Origin of the sequence: Hyphomonas sp. (assembly GCF_022844445.1) — a bacterium.
Classification (GTDB): domain Bacteria; phylum Pseudomonadota; class Alphaproteobacteria; order Caulobacterales; family Hyphomonadaceae; genus Hyphomonas.
In genome coordinates, this window is sequence record NZ_JALHLS010000018.1 from 37,124 (window position 1) to 55,810 (window position 18,687).

Sequence of the window (18,687 nt, forward strand, 5' to 3'; positions counted from 1 at the left end):
AATGCCTACGCTTGACCAAACGCGCCCTGCAAACCTGTCGGAGCTGGCGCCTGTCGCCTTGCTACACATCGATGCGCGGCGGCGGATCTGCAATGTGAATGCGGCGGCAGAAGCGCTGCTGCAACTGTCCCGCCGGGCGCTGGTCGAACGCCCGCTGAGCGAAGTGATCTATCACGACTCTCCCTTGTTCGAGCTGATCGACCGGGCCGCGCGCGAGCCCGCCGAGATCACGGCCCCTTCGACTCCTGTATCGGGACCGTCCGTACCGGTGCGGACGATCTGCGATGTGCGGGTCCGCAGCGTGGACGGTGGTGACTTCATTCTGGTTCTCGGAGAAGCGCCGGCGCGCGATCCGTCCGAAGGTATCGCGGGCGCAGCCGGGTTCGGTCGCATTCTGGGCCATGAAGTAAAGAATCCGCTCGCCGGCATCATCGGTGCTGCCCAATTGCTGGAGCGGCAGGGGCATACCGACCAGGCCGAGTTGCTCGACATCATCAAGGATGAAGCCCGCCGCATTGAACGTTTGGTCAACCGTCTGTCGGCGTTCGAGCTGTTCTCGGCGCCGCGCATGCAGGGCTGCAACGTGCATGCGCTGCTGGACAAGGTGATCGCGTCCGAGCGAGCAGCGATGGGGCCGAAGATCGAGTTCAGGCGGGAGTTCGATCCCTCCCTGCCGGATATCCAGGCGGATCCCGATCATCTTCAGCAGGCTTTTCAGAACATCGTTCGAAACGCCGCCGAGGCGGCCTCTGAAGAGAATGGCCGGGGCGAAGTCACCATCCGCACCGCCTACGCTGCCGGGCTCGCGATGCGCCAGGCCCGGCTAGGCTCCGGCCTGCGCCGCGCGATGCTGATTTCCTTCGAGGATAATGGTCACGGGATACCGCGTGAACGCCAAGCGACCATTTTTGATGTTTTTCAGAGTTCAAAGTCCGGTGGACGTGGACTCGGGCTTTCGGTCGTGAGTGAAGTCGTCACGGCGCATGGCGGTCAGATACGCGTTGACAGCCAGCCGGGCGCAACCCGGTTCACAGTTCTCTTGCCACTCGTGGAGGCCGGCTGACATGGCCGACAAGACCGTTCTGCTCGCCGAAGATGACGCGAGCATTCGCCTGATCGTCAACCAGACACTCGTTTCGGCGGGCTATGAAGTGCGTGCCACCAGTTCGCCCGATGCGCTGCAGCGCTGGGTGCGCAACGGGGAAGGGGATGTCGTCGTCACCGACGTTTATCTCGGCGACACGTCGATCTTCGACCTGCTGCCCTCCATGAAGCTGGCGAGGCCGGACCTGCCCTTCATCGTGATGAGCGGGCAAAACACGATCCTCACCGCCGCCTCGGCCGCCGAACATGGCGCGTTCGACTATTTGCCCAAGCCGTTCGATATCGACGTTCTGTCTAGCCTTGTTCGGCGCGCGCTCAAGTCTTCGCCGAACGTCGAGCGGTTGATCCATCCGGAAGCGCAAAAAGCAGTTCAGGACGCTGGCCTGCCGCTGATCGGGCGCTCTGATGCGATGCAGGAAGTCTACCGCCTGATTGCCAAGGTAATGAACACCGACCTCACAGTATTGATCGAAGGCGAAAGCGGCACCGGCAAGGAACTCGCTGCACGCGCCATCCATCAGCTCGGCCATTCCAAGAATGGCAAGTTCATTGGCCTTGATCTTGCGGCGATGCCCGCTGCGGAGATCAACCGCGAACTGTTCGGCGCAAACGGCACCGACGGCGCTGTGCACATGAAGGGCGGCACGCTGTATCTCGACGAGATCGGCGACCTTCCGGCGGAAGCGCAGGCGCAGCTGGTGAAGCTGCTGCGCGAGCCGGGCGGCGCCCGCCTGATCGCCTCGACGCGGCGCAATCTCGGCAAGCTGGTCGAAGAGGGCAAGTTCCGCGAGGATCTCTATTACCGCCTGAACGTAATGCGGCTCGCCATTCCGCCGCTCCGTCACCGAAAGGAAGACATTCCGGAACTTGCGCGCGCCTTTCTCATCCGCGCACAGCGCCAGGGACTGGCCGCGCGGACCTTCGAGAAATCGGCGCTCGACCTGATGGCAGCGTATGACTGGCCGGGCAACGTGCGCGAACTCGAGAACCTCGTGATCCGTCTTGCGGTGCTCAGTTCAGACACGATCATCACGCTGATGGACGTCGAGCGCGAGATGCGCATGGGGGCTTCCGAACAGGCGGGCGGCCATGCCGGCTTCGAGGCTGAAGTCGAGGCGCTGCTGCACCGGTACGTGATGGGGGATCTCGTGTCAGGCGGCGAGAGCGGCGATTCGATGGTGCACAGCTCGGTGATCGACCGGGTAGAGCGTCCGCTGATCCGGCTCGCCCTATCGGTGACGTCCGGCAACAAGGTTAAGGCCGCCCAATTGCTGGGAATGAACCGGAACACGCTTCGCGCGAAGATTAATGCCCTCGGAATTGCAGAAGACTGATTGACGACCCGCCATTCCGTGTCTTTAGTGCATCAGTGTTGCATTAAGGGCACGTAATGTGTGTCCGGATTGCCACGGGGCCGGGGCCCTAACAGAGCCGGATTGCGTGTCGACAGCTACAAACTCAACGGCCACGAAAGCAAGCTGGGCCCTCTTTGAGGGGCTATTCATCATCGCGGCCCTCGTCGCGGTGTTTGCCACCTTCATTGCCATTTCCGGCGCCGCCCCGAATGACCCGACCGCCGGCGCGACGCCGTGGCTGCTCGGGCTGAACTTCGTCCTGCTCATCGTCCTGGCGGTAATCGTGGTGCGCGAGTACCTCGCCATTCGCGGCGACAGCAATGATGGCGGCGGCAAGCTGGCGCGCCGGTTCGTTTTGCTGTTCGGCTTCTCGGCGCTCATCCCGTCAATGGTCGTGGCGGTGTTCATGGGCGCCTTCATCACGCGCGGGCTGGATCGCTGGATCGGCGAGCGCGTCGACAAGCTGATGGAGCAGAACACCGAAATCTTCCGTACATACGTCGACAGTTTCCAGGCGACGTTCGAGTCCGACATGCGGCTTGCTGCGATGGATGTGGAGAATTTCGCCAAGCAGGTTGATCAGACACTCGCAGAGCCCGGTACGCCGGATGTGGCGGCTTACGCATCTGCGGAGTTTTTTGAGGGACTGCGCTCTGAACTTGCGATCCGCGAGTTCCTCACGATTGCCATTCTCGGCCCCGACGGCGTGGACCTGATCGCCGAAGCGAGCGTGCAGGACGCAATCTTGCTGTCACCTCCGAAGGCAGCCTTCACCGAAGCTGACAGCGGCGCGGTGGCGACCACACTCTACGAAGGCCGAGGAATCGCGACTGCGCTGATCCGGATTTCGGCGCCGGTGGATGGTTACATCTACGCGGTGAAAGTATTTGACCGAAACGCAGCGCGCTCCCTGCGCGAAGCGGAGACGGCGCTCGAGGAGTACAACGCGGCGAAACGCAATAGCGGACGGCTGCAGGCGATTTTCGTGATCGGCTATACGCAAATCGTGGGCCTCGTCCTCCTTCTGGCTGGCCGCCTGGGACTTGAGGCAGCAGGGCGCATCACCGGCCCGATCGGCAGGCTCGCTTCGGCGGCGCACGCCGTGCGCGACGGGGACCTTGGTGTGAGGGTCCCTGTGGCCGGCCCGGTCGATGAAGTGCACGCGCTGAGCAGCTCGTTCAATGCAATGACGGAGCAGCTGTCCGGTCAGCAGTATGCGTTGATCCGTGCCCGCAAGGACGAAGAGGATCGCCGCCGCTTTGTTGAGACGCTGCTCGGCGAAATCGGAGCCGGGGTGATCCGGGTAGATCGTGAAGAACGCATCACGCTGGCCAACCGGTCGGCTTGCGAAATCCTTGGCGTGGATGAAGTTCCTGAAGGCGCCTTGCTGGCCGATGTTGCGCCAAGCTTCAGCAAGATCGTGCGCGATACCTTTGAGCGCAACGCTGCGGTGGATGCGAGCCTCGAGCTGACGCGCAAAGGCGAGCCGCGAAGCGTGCGTCTGAAGTCTGCTCCAGAGGCCTCGGGCGGCTGTGTGCTGACATTTGACGACACGACCAACCTGATCTCGGCGCAGCGCCAGCTCGCCTGGCGCGATGTGGCACGTCGCATCGCCCACGAAATCCGCAACCCTCTGACTCCAATCATGCTGTCGACCGAGCGTCTGCGCCGGCGGTACGCGTCCAAGATCGATGACACGGACGGTGTGTTTGATCGTTGCATCGAAACGATCCTGCGCAAGGTCGAGGACATTGCGCGGATGGTCGAGGAGTTCTCGAGTTTTGCGCGGATGCCGAAGCCGAGCATTGCGCCGTTTGACATGCGCGCGGTGCTTCAGGGTGCAAGTTTTGCGCAGAGCGTTGTCTCGCCAGATATCGAGATCGAGCTTGAAACCGAACTTGCCGAAGCGCCCTTCCTCGGGGATGAGCGCTTGCTGGCGCAGGCTTTCGGGAACCTCCTGAAGAACGCCGCAGAGGCAATTGATGGCCAGCCGATTGAGAATGACGTGTCCGGACATATCCGGATCATCCTGACGCGCGACGGCGCCGGGCTCGAGATTGTCATCGAAGATAACGGGCCGGGCTTTCCTGCCGAAGTACGCAATCGCCTGCTTGAGCCGTATGTCACGACGCGCGAGAAGGGTACGGGCCTTGGCCTTGCCATCGTGAACCGCATCATCGCGGACCATGGCGGCTCGATCTCGCTTCAGAACCGGCCAGACGGCCTGCGCGGCGCGCGCGTGCGCGTGCTGCTGCCGGAGGATGGCGCGCTCACAATGCAGTCGGACGAAACGTCCGGCCGCGACCTAGTTCATGATGGCGGGCATGTGCCCTCATCAATCAGTTTGTAGAGGAACGATCGAATGGCACTCGACATTCTAGTCGTAGACGATGAGCCGGATATCCGGGAACTGATGGCCGGCGTCCTGGGAGACGAAGGCTATTCCGTGCGCACTGCGGACACTGCCGAACGGGCGCTGGAAGAAGTTCGTTCACGGACGCCGCGTCTGGTGATCCTCGATGTCTGGCTGCAGGGGAGCGGCATGGATGGCCTTTCCTTGCTCAAGTATCTGAAATCGATCGATCCGATCCTGCCGGTGATTGTGATCAGCGGCCATGGAAACATCGAGACGGCGATTGCGGCCATCCGGCGCGGCGCGTTTGACTTCATCGAAAAGCCGATCAAGGCGGACCGGCTCATGCTGGTCGTGGAGCGCGCAATCGAATCGGCTGCGCTGCGCTATGAGAACGCGGCGCTGCGCAACCGGGCGGGCGACGAAGAGCGGTGGATCGGCAACAGCCAGGCGGCAGCGACGCTGCGCGCCTCCATCGACAAGGTTGCGCCGACCAATTCGCGGGTTCTGATTTCCGGACCGGCTGGGGTGGGCAAGGAGCTTGCGGCGCGCTTGATTCACAAGAATTCCGGCCGGGTGCAGGGGCCGTTTGTTGTCGTCAACGCAGCGACGATAGCGCCGGACCAGATGGAGATTGCTCTATTCGGGGAAGAGGATTCGCAAGGCCGAACAATCCGCGTGGGACTGTTCGAACGGGCACACACGGGAACGCTGCTGCTGGATGAAGTGGCAGACATGCCGATCGGAACGCAGAACAAGATCCTCCGGGTGCTGACAGAGCAGCGCTTCCAGCGCGTCGGCGGCCGTTCGGATGTCAGCGTCGACGTGCGGGTGATGGCGGCAACCACTAAGGACCTGCGTGCCGAAATCGAGAAGGGCAACTTCCGCGAAGATCTGTTCTATCGCCTGAGCGTGGTTCCGTTGCGTGTGCCTTCGCTTTCGGAGCGACGCGATGACATCACGGAGCTGGCCACTTATTTCTGTGAACGCATTGCAGAAACCTCGGGCCTGATCTGCCGGAACTTCACGCCTGAGGCGCTGGCCGTGCTCCAGTCCATGGAATGGCCCGGGAACATCCGTCAGCTGCGCAACCTCGTTGAGCGCATCCTGATTCTGTCGCCGTCCGATTCGACCCGTCCGATCAGCGTCGACGAGCTGCCGCGCGATCCCGGCCGTTCGGCCTCTCCGGCGGCGCAGTCCGGCTCTGCCGACCTCGTTGGCCTGTCGCTGCGCGATGCGCGTGAGCAGTTCGAGCGGGAGTACCTTACACTGCAGATTACCCGATTTAACGGAAACATATCGCGGACTGCGGAATTCATCGGTATGGAACGCTCTGCCCTCCACCGAAAATTAAAGGCTTTGGGCATAACAACCGGCGTGCGGCACGATAGTTGACCCACGGGCTGAAAGGCTGAACTGATGCACGTTCTGATCTGCGGCGCCGGGCGCGTGGGGCAGGGCATTGCCCGCCGGCTTGCGCGTGAGAAGCACGAAATCACCATCATCGACGAAAACGCGGATCTGGTAGATCAGGTCTCGATCGATCTCGATGTGCGCGGCATCGTCGGCCATGCAGCGCATCCGGATGTACTGAAACGCGCGCGGGCGGCGGACTGCGAGATGATCATCGCGGTGACGCACTTCGACGAGATCAACATGGTGATCTGCCAGATCGCCCACACGATATTCTCAGTTCCATTCAAGATCGCGCGCGTGCGCGACCGCTCCTACCTCGACGCGGCGTGGAAGAACATTTTCTCGCGCGAAGGCCTCCCCATCGACATGGTGATCTCGCCGGAAGCCGAAGTTGGCGACGCTATCCTTCAGCGCTTCCGGACCCCTGGCACCATTATGAGCGCAACGTTTGCCGGCGGGCGACTGAAGTTACTGGGCTTTGAACTCGGCGCCGACAACCCGCTGATAGACCTTCCCGTTGACCAGATGCGAGGCGTGTTTCCGGACCTTTCGGCGCGCGTTATCGGCATCGGCCGCGGCACGGAAATTCGTGCACCGCGCGGGCGTGATGTGCTGAAGCCGGGGGATCGCGCCTACGTCGCCGTGCTGGACGTTCACGCCGAGCGTTTGACCTCGATCTTCAACCGCGACCAGAGCCGGCTCGATCACGTTGTGATCGTCGGCGGCGGGAACGTGGGGCTTCACGTGGCCAAGGTGCTCGAGAAGGAAAGCCATATTCGCGTGCGGTTGATTGAGCGCAGCGCGGAACGGGCCAACAAGGCCGTTGCGCAGGTGAAGCGTTCGATTGTCATCCATGGCGATGGGCTCAATCCCGATATTCTCGCCGAGGGCGGGGTAGACCGCGCCGACTTTGTGATTGCTATCACGGATGACGACAAGACGAATCTCCTGATCAGCAACCTGTCAAAGCGAGCAGGCGCGAAGCGTGCGCTGGCTCTGATCAATGCACCTGAGTTGGCAAGCCTTGCCTCAGACATGCGCGTCGACACGGTGCTGGACCCGCGCGCGCTAACCGTGTCGCAGGTTCTGCTGCGCATGCGGCGGGGACGTATCCTTGGCCTCCAGTCGCTGGAAGACGGCATGGCAGAAGTAGCGGAAGGCATTACGCTGGAGTCGTCCTCGCTGATCGGCAAGGCGCTCGGCTATGACGATCTTCCCGAAGGCGTAACCGCCGCGGCCGTTCTGCGTGGAAACCAGATCCTCATGGCAGATTCCGATGTCATCGTGCGGCCAGAAGACCACCTCGTGATCTTCTATGAGGCGGAGATGGTGCGCAGCGTCGAGAAGTTCTTCCGGGTCAATCCGGACTATTTCTAAGCCATGAACTACGCGTCAGTCGCCAGACTCCTGAGCCTGCTGATGCTGATCGTGGCGGGCGCCGCTATTCTGGGCGCCGGCATTGCGGTGGCGGCCGGCGAAACGGTGCAGGTCATCTCACTTAGTGTGACGGCGCTTGGTATCGCCGTTGCGGCAGCAAGCGTCTTGCTGCTCACACCGGCGCCTCGGCGCGGCGCGCGGCCGTCTGACGGGCTCGCCGTCATGATCCTCTGGTGGATCCTGACGCCGCTCGCGACGGCTTTACCGTTTGTGTTCGGTGTCGCTAACAGTTCTGTCATCACCGCCATCCATGAAGCGACGGCGTGCCTGACCACGACCGGACATTCGATCATCCGTGTCGCGGGCGAAGACTGGCCGGCGAGCCTGATCTACTGGCGCGGAGCGTTACACGTCATTGGCGCCTATGCCGTTGTCGTGGGGGCGGCCGGTGTGTTTGCTGCTGTCAATCTCGGCGGTCCGGGTGTCCACCGGACGGTTCTGTTTACGCTGCCGGATACGAGCTTCTTCGATGCCATGCCGCGCATTCTGATGCCGGTGGGGCTGATGTTCGGTCTCGGTATCATGTTCATCTTCATCATGTTGCTGGTTCTCGGCGTCGCGCCGGGCCGGGCACTCGGCGACGCTGTCAGCGTCATCACGACCGGCCTTGTGCATCCGGACGCGCTGGACCGTGCGCCCGCATCGCTCGGCGTATCCGTTGCACTCGGGATCGGCCTCTTTCTCGGGTCGCTGGGGCTCGTCTTCTGGCTTCCGTTCCGGCGGCGTGCCTGGGCAGGCCTGGTCCAGGATCCGGAGATTGTCCTGTTCGCCGGATTGACCGTCCTCTTTGCCCTCTTCGCTGTGCTGGCCGGCCTCGCCGCCGGTGACGCGCTGGGGTGGTCGATCTCCACAATGTCCACCTCCGGCATCCCGCTCGGCTCACCGGAGGCGGCGAAATCCATTCCGTTGACGGTGTATGTCATGCCCTGCCTGATCGGCGGTTCGGCGCTGGCCGCTGCAGGCGGAATCAAGCTGGCGCGTGTCGTCGTCCTTGGTCAGAGAGCCGGTCAGGAATTCCAGCAACTGGGCTACCGGCGCTCAGTCGTCAGCTTCCGGTTTCGTGACAGGGAACTGGATGAGCGCAGCGTAATTGGCGTCTGGGTCTACTTCGTCGCCTATGTCCTCGCGGTGTTCTTGTTCCTCATCGGTTTCAGTTTCATGGGGCTCGGCTTCGACGACTCAATCCGGCTTTCCATCGGTGCGCTGACGTCTTCAGGAGGACTGATTGCGGGCTCTGATGGAAATCTGGGCCTGGGCAGCGAGATTCTCCTGATTGCTGCCATGCTTTTGGGCAGATTGGAGATTTTGACCCTGCTTCCCGCGCTTTCACTGAGCTTTTGGCGGGGCTGACCCTTGCGCGCCTGCAGCAAAGGACTTAGCTCGGAGATAATAACAAAAACAGTAGCAGGAATACAAAAGCCATGTCGTCGGACAAGAAACAGAACCTGCAGGACACCTTCCTCAACGCCGTTCGCAAATCCCGCACGCCGCTTACCGTCTTCTTGGTGAATGGTGTGAAGTTACAGGGTGTTGTCACCTGGTTTGACAACTTCTGTGTGCTCCTGCGGGGAGACGGGCGGCCGCCGCAACTGGTTTACAAGCACGCGATTTCGACCATCGCGCCCAGCGCGCCAGTCCAGCTCTTCGACGAAGAGATGGACGGAGATTGATCCGTATTGACTGACAAATTCGTAGATCGCTTGCCCGCGCCGGAGATTGCCGGCGTGGTTATCCCGTGGTTCACGCCTGCCGATCGTCCGACGCCAGACCGTCTGAGGGAGACTTCCGGCCTGGTTGAAGCCCTTGGGTGCCAGCTCGGATTCGTCCGGCCAGACCAGGTGCGCAAGGTAAACCCATCCTACCTCCTCTCGGGCGGCATCGTGGACCGGATGGCCGCAGATCTCGAAGCAGAGCACTGCACGCTGGAGGTCATCGACGGCGCTTTGACGCCGGTGCAGCAGCGCAATCTCGAGAAGCGTCTCGGCATGAAGGTCATCGACCGTACCGGTCTCATCCTCGAGATATTCGGACTCCGGGCACGGACGAAAGAGGGCCGGCTGCAGGTCGAACTCGCGCGCATCCTCTATGAGCGTTCGCGCCTCGTCCGGACGTGGACCCACCTTGAGCGTCAGCGCGGCGGCTCCGGCTTCCTGTCCGGTCCCGGCGAAAGCCAGCTCGAGGCGGACCGGCGCATGCTGGACGACAAGATCATCCGCCTGCGGCGCGATCTCGACGAGGTCAAACGCACGCGCGCCGTGCAGCGCGCCGGGCGCCGCCGCACCGGCACGCCGATGATTGCGCTCGTCGGCTACACCAACTCCGGCAAGTCCACACTTTTCAACCGCCTGACCGGGGCGGATGTGTTTGCCAAGGACATGCCCTTCGCGACGCTCGACCCGACCATCCGCAAGCTGCAGCTTCCTTCGCTCGGCGAAGCGGCGCTGATCGACACCGTGGGTTTCATTTCGGACCTGCCGACCCACCTGATCGACAGTTTCCAGGCCACGCTCGAAGAGTCGCTGCAGGCCGATCTCCTCGTACACGTCCGCGACCGGTCAAGCGAAGCGGAAGCCGAGCAGGCCGACGACGTCATGACTGTGCTGACGAGGCTCGAGAAAGAATCCGGCCTGCCGCTGCCGCCGATGATCGAAGCCTGGAACAAGATCGACGCAATGCCCGAAGGGCAGGCAGAGGCCATGATGTCGCTCGCCGCTTTGGAAACCGACACACCCGCGGTCGCGGTCTCCGCGCTGACCGGCGACGGAATTGAAGCGCTGCTGGTACTGATCGAGAGATCATTGCTCGGCGGCCAGCAGGAGATCGAACTCGTCCTGGCGCCGGAGCAGGGGCGCGCCCGCGCCTGGCTTCACCAGAAAGGCGATGTGGTCGAGGAGCGCGCGAAAGACGACGGCGCATCACACCTCGTCGTGCGCCTGTCTGTCGAAAGGCTGGGCCAGTTCCGGTCGGAGTTTCCCGGCCTGCTGAACGCGACCGCCTAGGCGCGTTCGGCGCGCTTCACGCGCTGCCAGTAGGCTTCCTGCTCATCCAGCGAGAGCGACAGGAAGTCGACCGCATCACGCGCGGCTTCGCTTTCCATCGCGCGGAAGCGGCGTTCGAACTTGGCATTCGCTTTGCGCAGCGCCTGTTCCGGATCGACCGACAGGCGCCGCGCCAGGTTGGCAACCACAAACAACAGGTCGCCCACTTCATCTTCCACCGCGTCCGCATCGCCGGAGGCCATGGCTTCCTTCACTTCCGCGATCTCCTCTTCGAGCTTGTCGAAGATCGGCGGCGTTTCGGTCCAGTCAAACCCGGTGCGCGCGGCGCGCTTCTGCAGCTTCTCGGCGCGCAGCAGCGCGGGCAGAGCCCGGGCGACTCCGTCCAGCGCGCTCGGCGCGACATTCGCGGCAGACTTTTTCGCCCGCTCGGCGGCCTTCAGCGTTTCCCAGGCCACCGTTTGTTCGTCTGCGGAGCGTCCGTCGCGGTCCTCACCAAACACGTGCGGGTGGCGGCGGAGCATCTTGTCATTGATCGCGGCGACCACATCGGCGAGCGCGAACGCCCCGGCCTCCTCGGCCATGCGGCTGTGGAACATCACCTGGAACAGCAGGTCGCCCAGCTCGTCGCGCAGTTCGCCCATGTCGCCGCGCTCGATCGCGTCGGCCACCTCATACGCCTCCTCGATCGTGTAGGGGGCGATGGTGGCGAAGTCCTGTTCCAGATCCCATGGGCATCCCGCAACCGGATCGCGAAGGCGCGCCATGATCTGCGCCAGCTCGCGGAACGCGGCTGCCGCTTCGGGCGTTCTGTCTTTTCCGATGGCCATGGAGGGGCTCCCGTTGATGCCTTAGGTCTTGCCTCGGGGCTGCCGGGTGCGCAAGCGGCCGGGGCCCAGCGGGGCGCGGGCGATTGACACGGGCAGCCAGCCGGGAGACGGGAGACCGTTCTGAATGCATGTTTCGCCGGAATTGCTTCCGGCAAGGTGAGGGTATGAAGGACAGTCTGGCTCTGATCGGATTCGAGTGGGCCGGGCCGCAGCTGCGTGCCTGGGCTTTTGATGGCGAAGGCGAAATCCTGTCTTCGGTCCAGTTGCGGGAAGAGCCCGTTGCAGGGCATGCTGACTGGGCGGGGCGGCTGCGCTACCACCTGTCTGAATGGCTGGGCACGGCGCCGGACGTGCCGGTGATCGGCAGCGGCGACGTTTCAGCCTCCCTGTTGAAGTCTGGCGGAATCCAGCTCAATGCGCCGCTCCCGCTGGCCCAGCTGCCCGGCCAGCTGGGCATGGCCGGCAGTATCCACCTTGTTCCGTGGATCGGCCAGCTTGCGCCGCCGGACCTGACATGCGGCGCCGAAGCCATTCTATTTGGCCTCGAGGATGCCAATGGTGCCATCTGTATCGTGGGCCAGCATACCCGCCACTGCGTGGTCGAGCATGGCCGCCTGCTGGAGTTCTCGACCGAGATCACCGCGGAGCTGCGCGACCTGCTCCTGTCCCATGGTACGATGTCCCTGCAGGCGCCGGGCCCGCAGACGTTCGACATGCAGGTGTTCAAGGACTGGATCGAGCGGGCGCTCGACACGGACGACTCCCCGCCGGTATTCTCGGTGGAGGCGGCAATCCGGCGTGGCGCCCTGTTGCCAGCCAACAAGGCGGCGGCGCTCGCCGGACTGATGATTGGCGCGGATGTAGCGGCGCACTATGATCCGGGCGACGAGGTGCTGCTGGTGGCGGATGGACCGCTGCTGGAAGCCTACGGATTTGCCCTTGATGCGCTGGGGGCGGATGTCGAGGAAACCTCCGCGGTCGAGGCCCTGCAGGATGGCCTGTTTGAAATCGCCGATCTTGCGGGACTGCTCGGCGAGGACTAAGGCCCGCAGACTACCTGAGGAAATCCACCCTTCGATGATCATCACGCCTGAATGCGTTGCGCCGACCGGATGCCTCATTGGCCAGTCTCCGCTGTGGAGCCATGCTGAAGGCTTCCTGTGGTGGGTCGATCAAAAGCGCGCCAAGCTGCACCGCTACAATCCCCGCACCGGCAATACCCGCCGGTATGAACTCCCGGTCCGGCCGAGCCGGATTGCGCTGTTCGATGGGCTGTTGCTGATGGCCGCCGACCGGGAAATTGGGTTCTTCGATCCGGCGACCGAGATCTACGAGCGTTTGACTGTGGTCGAAGGGGAGCCGGACACCAACCGTACGAGCGATGGCGGCGTCGCGCCGGATGGCTCGTTCTGGTTCGCCACCGAGGATGATTCCGAGCGTGAACCGGTCGGGAACTACTACCGCTATGGACCGGACAAGGCGATTTCGCCGATCCGCCTGCCATCCGTCCTCCTGTCCCGCACCTTCGAGTTCTCGCCGGATGGGCGCACTTTCTACACCTGTGATGCCGCGGAATGCGAAATCCTGGCTCATGACTTCGACCCTGAAACGGGCGCGGTCAGCGGGCGTCGCAGTTTCGCCTTCACGCATGAACTTGGCGGCATGCCGTTCGGTTCGGCAGTAGACCAGGAGGGCGGGCTATGGACCTGCCTGCACGGCGCCTCCCGGGTCGTCCGCTTCACGCCGGACGGGCAGGTGGATCAGGTGATTGTGCTGGCCGCGCCGCTGCCCACGGGCTGCGCCCTCGGCGGACCGGACCTGCGCACGCTGTTCATCACGACCTCGCGTGCCGGTCTCAGCTTCCCTCAACTCGACTCCCGGCCTCTCTCGGGCAGCCTTTTCGCCATCACGGTAGATGTACCCGGGCTGCCGGCCCGCTCCTTCGGCACCAAGCCCTAGGGGCGCGTGTCCATAAGGTTGCGGGCGATCACCATCCGGTGCACTTCGCTCGGGCCGTCATAGATCCGCATGTTCCGGATGCGCCCGGCCATCAGCTGCAGCGGCATTTCTTTCGTCATGCCCATTGCGCCGAAACACTGCATCGCGTGGTCAAGGATTTCCGTGGCCATCTCCGGCGCGTACACCTTGATCATCGAGATCTCGGTACGCACGTCCTTGCCCTGGTCGAGCTTCCACGCGCAGTCATAGGCCATCAGCCGCGCGGCATGGATCTTCATGGCGGCGTCAGCCACCCACCACTGGATCGACTGGCGCTCGGAGAGCTTCTGCCCGAAGGTTTTCCGCTGCGGGGCGTACTCCCGCATCATGTCCAGCGCGCGCTGCGCCGCGCCGATGCACCAGGCGGCCATCTCCATGCGCCGCGTGCCGAGGCGCACCTGCATCGGCCCGAATCCATCGCCCTCCTTGCCCAGAAGTTTCCAGCCGGGCACCCGGCAATCTTCGAGCGCCACTTCATAGGTGAACTCGCCGCCCAGCATGGGAATGCGCCGGAGCACGTTGAAGCCCGGCGTGCCCTTGTCCACGAGGAAGGCCGACATGCCGCCTTTCGCGCCCTTGGCCTTGTCCGTGATCGCCATGAGGATGGTGAAGTCGGCCTCCGAAGCGCGCGTGATCCAGATCTTGCGGCCGTTGATCACCCAGTCGTCGCCGTCTCGCACAGCGCGGGTGAGCATGCCAGCGGGGTCCGCGCCGGCGCCCGGCTCGGAAATGCCGATCGCCGACACCGTCTCGCCGCGCGCGTAGGGTGCGAGGTAGGCTTCGCGCTGGCGTTCGTTTGCGGCCGTCATCAGCATCCGCAGGTTTGGCGAATCCGGGGGCAGGGTGTAGGTTGCCGCGCTCGAGCCCAGCGCTTCGTTGACGGCGACCAGAGCGACATGCGGCAGCGCCAGGCCGCCGAGCTCCTCCGGTGCGTCTAGGCTCCAGAGCCCCATTTCCTTCGATACCCGGTCGAGACGCGCTTTCTCTTCGGCGGTGAGGTAGGCACCTTGCCCGGCTGCATCGCGCGCCAGCACGGCGCCCTCCAGAGGGATCACTTCCTCACGCACGAACCGTTGCACGAGATCGCGCAGCATCCGGTGATCTTCGTCGAGTTCAAATTGCATGGGCGCCTCGTGCATCCTGTCGGGTATGACCAATCTGTAGGGCGCATCGGCCCCAGTGCAATCTGCGGCGCAATGCCTCCCCGGCGGCAACCCGCTCCACGCGGAAATTTTCCGCCTTCGCGGAACCAGCCAGGACGTGCGCCGTCGCCCCTCGAAGCTTGCCGCAACGCCGGTTGTGCTCCCCCCCCGGCATGCGGGGCCGGCCGGTCTGGCGCCCTTTCCAGACTTGAAAGAGCAGACAGATGCAGAACTCCATCACGCTGCACCGTGACTTGCGCACGGGCCGTCCCATCTGGATGGATCGCCGTCGCGAGGCGCTCGCCAGCTCCCCCTCAGCCGGAACATCAGCTGCGCGGCATGATCAACAGAGCCGGAGATCCCGACAGCGATCTTGTCAGCTTCTACAGGGACTTCTGATCGTCCGGCCTACGTAGTTTCCCGATGGTGTTCTTCGCCCGGTTTTCCCTCAGAGTGACGCAAAAAGTCTAACCGGGGAGAGACACTTGGAAGAGGCAACGCCTGCGCCGGCGCCGACGCGACTGCCGGAGATCAACACCCTGCCGCTTACGGCGCCGTTCGGCTGGCTCGCGGCGGGATGGCGTGACTTCACCGCGATCCCCCTGCTCGCCATTTCGTACGGACTGGTTTTGGCGGCGATCAGCGCCGGCATCTTCTGGGCACTCTATTCGACGGGCTCGGCCAGCTGGTTCTTTGTCCTGCTCGGGGGCTTCCTGCTTGTAGGACCAATGCTCGGCATGGGCCTCTATGCAGCGTCCCGTGCGCTGGCCGAGGGCCGCAAGCCAGGATGGCCGGATGTTTTCTGGGTACGGGACGCGGTGCGCCGGGAACAGCTGATGCTCGGCCTTCTTCTCGTATTCCTGTATTTCCTTTGGACCCGGATCGCGCAGGTCATCTACGCGTTGTCTACCTGGCGCATCCACCATGACCGGGCCTCGTTTCTGGATTTTGTGCTGCTTGAGCCAAATGGACAGATGATGGTGCTGGCAGGTCTGGTGACAGGCGGGTTTGTCGCCTTCTGCAACTATGCCCTCGCGGCCGTTGCGGCGCCGATGCTCCTTGATCGGCGCTACGACGTATTCATGGCGCTGGCGACGAGTGTCCGGTCAGTGAATCGCAACTTCTTCCCTATGCTGCTCTGGGCCTTCCTGATCGTGTTCCTTACCGTGATCGGCATAGGGTTCGCGTTTGCAGGGCTGGCTGTCGTTTTCCCGGTTGTCGGCATGGCCAGCTGGCACGCTTACCGGGCGATCGTTTCCTCTTAGGCGCCAGCAATCCTGATGCCGGCATCGAGCATGACATGGAATTCTCGCACGCTAACCGGCGGCGGACGTTTTCCTTTTTGGTGGAGCGTTTCGATACCTAGCCGAACCGCGCCGACAGACTTCATGGCGCAAGCCTGGGCGATGCTTCGTGGTTCGGGTCCGGGATCCGCTTACGCTGCGCTGCCAGCATTGCATTTTCGTTCTCGACCTATGTCGCGTGCTTGCGCAGCTGGACCGCTTCGCTGGATCGCCTCAGCCGGTGGATCGCGATCATTTCCGTTGCCGGAAGGACTTCACATACCTGGATCGCCATCACTCGGTCCCTTGCTCGGTCCGGAAATCGTAGGCCTGGCGTGCACCGCGGCAACGAAGGCACAGCTGCCGGACGGGCTTGGGCACGCCTTGCTCCTTGCCCATGCGCCAGGATACTGAACGGGTTCTGCAGGTTCATCGCCAACCGGCGGATCGCCGCATCCCTCCGATAGGAGCGAGGCTCTACGTCAAGTCTTTTGGCTCTTGCGGCCAGTGGCGAGCCCGCCCACATCCGCAAGTGTGGCGTCCGAATGCACATTTGCCGTGGACGCCGGGGCTCAAACGGGTTATCCGCCCGCGTTTCAAGAATGAGTGACAAGATGGCCGAAAAGCCGACCAAGGCGCCGAAACCGCCTCAAGAGAAGAAGAAACGGGTTGGCCCGCTGACTTTCTTCGCGCAAGTGCGTGCGGAAGGGAACAAGGTGACCTGGACGACCCGTCAAGAAACGATCCAGGCAACGATTTTCGTGGTCATCATGGCAATCGTGATGGCGATCTTCCTGTTTGCGGCTGATTACCTGATTATGTTGCTCGTGAACTTTATCCGGGGCGCCTGACACGTGGCCTTGACCCCGAAATCCAATTCCGCAGGAGCGCGCCCGGCCCATGCCTGATGCCAAATGGTATATCGTCCACGCCTACTCGAACTTCGAAAAGAAGGTCGCCGGCTCGATTCGCGAGCAGGCAGAGCGCAAGGGGCTGACCCACCTCATCGAGGAAATCGAAGTGCCGACCGAAGAGGTCGTCGAAGTCGCGCGAGGCAAGAAGAAGACGGTCGAGCGCCGGTATTTCCCCGGCTACGTGCTTATGAAAGCGCAGCTGACCGACGACATTTACCACCTCGTAAAGGATACCCCGAAGGTATCGGGCTTCCTGGGTGCTGAAGGGGGCAAGAAGCCGCTTCCCGTGCGCCAGCGCGAAGTTGACCGGATTCTCGGGAAATCGACCGATGTATCGGCCGAGCGTCCGCGTCCCCGCATCAGCTTCGAGATCGGCGAGCAGGTTCAGGTCAACGACGGCCCGTTCCAGGGCTTCGAGGGCGCTGTCGAGGAGATTGACGAAGCCAACGGCCGCCTCAAAGTCACGGTTTCGATCTTTGGCCGCGGAACCCCGGTAGACCTCGAGTTCGACCAGGTCGTCAAAGTCTGAGATTCTCGTCCTGCAGGCAGCGGCCCAGCCTTGAAACCGCCGCGCCCCGCCTGTATGCGAAAACCTTGTTGCCGCCTTAGCTCAGTTGGTTAGAGCGCTGGTTTGTGGAACCAGAGGTCCCCCGTTCAAGCCGGGGAGGCGGTACCATCCTCCCCCCACAAGAACACTGCCAGTGGTCTGGTGTCGCGCCCCGACATTATGGCGTCCAGCGATGTACTTTTTTGGCGGATCTACCTCAGGTATATCTGGGTTGCGGTGAAGTAATAATCTCGCAATCAAGGAAAGAATTTCGGCAAGAGGCCGGCACTTCCAGGAAAAAACGGAAAACCTGGCCCTAAACGGGAACCTTTGGCTGAGCCCGGTGTTGTTGTCATGGCCGTCAATCCCGTTTGAAAACCTTGGTTTGACGGCCTCCAAAACCTGTTGCAAAAGGGTCGCGGTATGCGGACTTTTCCACGCAAAGCGGTGATTTCATCCTGAAATTCGCTCGCAGATTCTGGAAAAACGGATTACCACCCGAATATGCGGTTTTATCCGTATGAACCTAGCGGCCGAAGACAATTCCGTCGATCGGCACACAAAAGGGGATAGATTATGAAGAAAACTCTGATGTGCGCGACCGCCGCGGCCGCCTTTGCGTCTGCCGGTCTTACTGCACACGCTGAGGGCTGGTACGGTCGTACCGACCTCCAATACACGTTCGACGGCAAGCTGGACCATGACCCCCGGGTCGAGGACACCGCTGGTTCGATCGGCGGTGATTCGGATGCGTCCGAACTCGTCGGCCTCGGTTTCGGCCTCGGCTACGCCTTCGACAACGGCCTCCGCCTTGAGGGCGCTCTCGGCCGTCGCACCGGCGACCTCGACGTCTCCACCGCGATCAACGGCACCCTGCCGGGCACCACGGCGAACCCGGCCGGTTACGGCTCGGTCACCGATCTGATGATCAACGGTATCTATGACTTCAATAAGGACGGCGTGATCCGTCCCTACATCGGCGTCGGCCTCGGTGGTGCGCGCGTTGATGCGAAAGTCTCCAACCGCGTCTCCGGCACCTCGCCGAACCTGAACGCCCGCAACGGCTTCAACAGCAAGAGCACGAACCTGGCATACCAAGGCCTTCTCGGCGTTGGCTTTGCTCTGTCCGAGCGCCTGACGATGGACGTCGGTTACAAGTACTTCGCGACCGACAATCTCGGCTTCGATGGCAACCATGGTGGCACCAAGTATGATGCGGAGTATTCCGATCACACGGCGACCCTCGGCCTGCGTTACGCTTTCGGCGTGACCCCGCCGCCGCCGCCGCCGCCCCCTCCGCCGCCGCCGCCGC

The 18,687-nt window shown here is 62.8% G+C and carries 16 protein-coding genes and 1 tRNA gene; 15 read left to right on the forward strand and 2 right to left on the reverse strand.

Translation table 11 applies throughout. The features are described 5' to 3' along the window. Position 1: 1 nt before the first annotated feature. The 8 genes from Q0C17_RS16155 (at position 2) to hflX (ending at position 10,664) form a co-directional block, all read left to right on the forward strand. Positions 2-1,063, forward strand: coding sequence for an ATP-binding protein (locus tag Q0C17_RS16155; protein ID WP_291208497.1), 1,062 nt, complete (start codon positions 2-4; stop codon positions 1,061-1,063). Position 1,064: 1 nt separating this feature from the next. Beyond that, a complete protein-coding gene (locus Q0C17_RS16160; RefSeq protein ID WP_291208499.1) occupies positions 1,065-2,438 on the forward strand; it encodes a sigma-54 dependent transcriptional regulator in 1,374 nt (457 codons plus the stop codon). A gap of 106 nt (positions 2,439-2,544) precedes the next feature. Continuing rightward, a complete protein-coding gene (locus Q0C17_RS16165; protein ID WP_291208502.1) occupies positions 2,545-4,809 on the forward strand; it encodes an ATP-binding protein in 2,265 nt (754 codons plus the stop codon). Between the two features lie 12 nt (positions 4,810-4,821). After that, the gene (locus tag Q0C17_RS16170) at positions 4,822-6,207 is read left to right on the forward strand and encodes a sigma-54 dependent transcriptional regulator (RefSeq protein ID WP_291208504.1); all 1,386 of its coding nucleotides are present in this window, start codon (positions 4,822-4,824) and stop codon (positions 6,205-6,207) included. A gap of 24 nt (positions 6,208-6,231) precedes the next feature. Next, positions 6,232-7,605 carry a Trk system potassium transporter TrkA gene (gene trkA / locus Q0C17_RS16175; protein ID WP_291208506.1) on the forward strand — a complete coding sequence of 458 codons (1,374 nt, stop codon included), beginning with the start codon at positions 6,232-6,234 and terminating at the stop codon, positions 7,603-7,605. Positions 7,606-7,608: 3 nt separating this feature from the next. Beyond that, complete coding sequence (locus Q0C17_RS16180; protein WP_291208509.1) at positions 7,609-9,015, forward strand: potassium transporter TrkG; 1,407 nt, start codon at positions 7,609-7,611, stop codon at positions 9,013-9,015. 71 nt (positions 9,016-9,086) lie between these two features. Further along, complete coding sequence (gene hfq, locus Q0C17_RS16185; protein WP_291208511.1) at positions 9,087-9,335, forward strand: RNA chaperone Hfq; 249 nt, start codon at positions 9,087-9,089, stop codon at positions 9,333-9,335. 6 nt (positions 9,336-9,341) lie between these two features. Beyond that, positions 9,342-10,664: a GTPase HflX gene (gene hflX, locus Q0C17_RS16190; protein ID WP_291208514.1), complete on the forward strand. Its 1,323-nt coding sequence runs from the start codon at positions 9,342-9,344 to the stop codon at positions 10,662-10,664. On the opposite strand, the gene mazG is transcribed toward hflX, so the two are convergent. Beyond that, entirely contained in the window at positions 10,661-11,491 is an 831-nt protein-coding gene (gene mazG / locus Q0C17_RS16195; RefSeq protein WP_291208516.1) for a nucleoside triphosphate pyrophosphohydrolase, read from the reverse strand. The two genes, hflX and mazG, sit on opposite strands and share 4 nt — an antisense overlap. A gap of 164 nt (positions 11,492-11,655) precedes the next feature. Between mazG and Q0C17_RS16200 the strand changes: the two genes are divergently transcribed. After that, positions 11,656-12,534: a 2-dehydro-3-deoxygalactonokinase gene (locus Q0C17_RS16200; protein WP_291208519.1), complete on the forward strand. Its 879-nt coding sequence runs from the start codon at positions 11,656-11,658 to the stop codon at positions 12,532-12,534. A 34-nt stretch (positions 12,535-12,568) separates the two neighbouring features. Beyond that, positions 12,569-13,450 (forward strand): SMP-30/gluconolactonase/LRE family protein, encoded by an 882-nt coding sequence (locus Q0C17_RS16205; protein WP_291208522.1) that lies wholly within the window; start codon positions 12,569-12,571, stop codon positions 13,448-13,450. On the opposite strand, the gene Q0C17_RS16210 is transcribed toward Q0C17_RS16205, so the two are convergent. Further along, on the reverse strand, positions 13,447-14,613 hold the full coding sequence (locus Q0C17_RS16210) for an acyl-CoA dehydrogenase family protein (protein WP_291208525.1): 1,167 nt from the start codon (positions 14,611-14,613) through the stop codon (positions 13,447-13,449). The two genes, Q0C17_RS16205 and Q0C17_RS16210, sit on opposite strands and share 4 nt — an antisense overlap. Before the next feature lie 503 nt (positions 14,614-15,116). Between Q0C17_RS16210 and Q0C17_RS16215 the strand changes: the two genes are divergently transcribed. The 5 genes from Q0C17_RS16215 to Q0C17_RS16235 form a co-directional block, all read left to right on the forward strand. After that, positions 15,117-15,896, forward strand: a complete 780-nt coding sequence (locus tag Q0C17_RS16215; protein ID WP_291208528.1) for a DUF2189 domain-containing protein — start codon at positions 15,117-15,119, stop codon at positions 15,894-15,896. Between the two features lie 632 nt (positions 15,897-16,528). Next, positions 16,529-16,765, forward strand: coding sequence for a preprotein translocase subunit SecE (gene secE, locus Q0C17_RS16220; RefSeq protein WP_291208530.1), 237 nt, complete (start codon positions 16,529-16,531; stop codon positions 16,763-16,765). A 49-nt stretch (positions 16,766-16,814) separates the two neighbouring features. Beyond that, a complete protein-coding gene (nusG, locus tag Q0C17_RS16225) occupies positions 16,815-17,357 on the forward strand; it encodes a transcription termination/antitermination protein NusG (RefSeq protein WP_291208532.1) in 543 nt (180 codons plus the stop codon). Positions 17,358-17,427: 70 nt separating this feature from the next. Continuing rightward, positions 17,428-17,504, forward strand: a tRNA-His gene (locus Q0C17_RS16230). Positions 17,505-17,951: 447 nt separating this feature from the next. Continuing rightward, on the forward strand, positions 17,952-18,687 hold a 736-nt coding region (locus Q0C17_RS16235), incomplete at its 3' end, for an outer membrane beta-barrel protein (RefSeq protein WP_291208535.1).

Coding starts and splice junctions, on each gene's coding strand:
- hfq (WP_291208511.1), top strand. CDS start 9,087: ATGTCGTCGGACAAGAAACAGAACCTGCAGGACACCTTCCTCAACGCC.
- Q0C17_RS16205 (WP_291208522.1), top strand. CDS start 12,569: ATGATCATCACGCCTGAATGCGTTGCGCCGACCGGATGCCTCATTGGC.
- nusG (WP_291208532.1), top strand. CDS start 16,815: ATGCCTGATGCCAAATGGTATATCGTCCACGCCTACTCGAACTTCGAA.
- secE (WP_291208530.1), top strand. CDS start 16,529: ATGGCCGAAAAGCCGACCAAGGCGCCGAAACCGCCTCAAGAGAAGAAG.
- mazG (WP_291208516.1), bottom strand. CDS start 11,491: ATGGCCATCGGAAAAGACAGAACGCCCGAAGCGGCAGCCGCGTTCCGC.
- Q0C17_RS16200 (WP_291208519.1), top strand. CDS start 11,656: ATGAAGGACAGTCTGGCTCTGATCGGATTCGAGTGGGCCGGGCCGCAG.
- Q0C17_RS16170 (WP_291208504.1), top strand. CDS start 4,822: ATGGCACTCGACATTCTAGTCGTAGACGATGAGCCGGATATCCGGGAA.
- Q0C17_RS16160 (WP_291208499.1), top strand. CDS start 1,065: ATGGCCGACAAGACCGTTCTGCTCGCCGAAGATGACGCGAGCATTCGC.
- Q0C17_RS16210 (WP_291208525.1), bottom strand. CDS start 14,613: ATGCAATTTGAACTCGACGAAGATCACCGGATGCTGCGCGATCTCGTG.
- Q0C17_RS16180 (WP_291208509.1), top strand. CDS start 7,609: ATGAACTACGCGTCAGTCGCCAGACTCCTGAGCCTGCTGATGCTGATC.
- Q0C17_RS16155 (WP_291208497.1), top strand. CDS start 2: ATGCCTACGCTTGACCAAACGCGCCCTGCAAACCTGTCGGAGCTGGCG.
- trkA (WP_291208506.1), top strand. CDS start 6,232: ATGCACGTTCTGATCTGCGGCGCCGGGCGCGTGGGGCAGGGCATTGCC.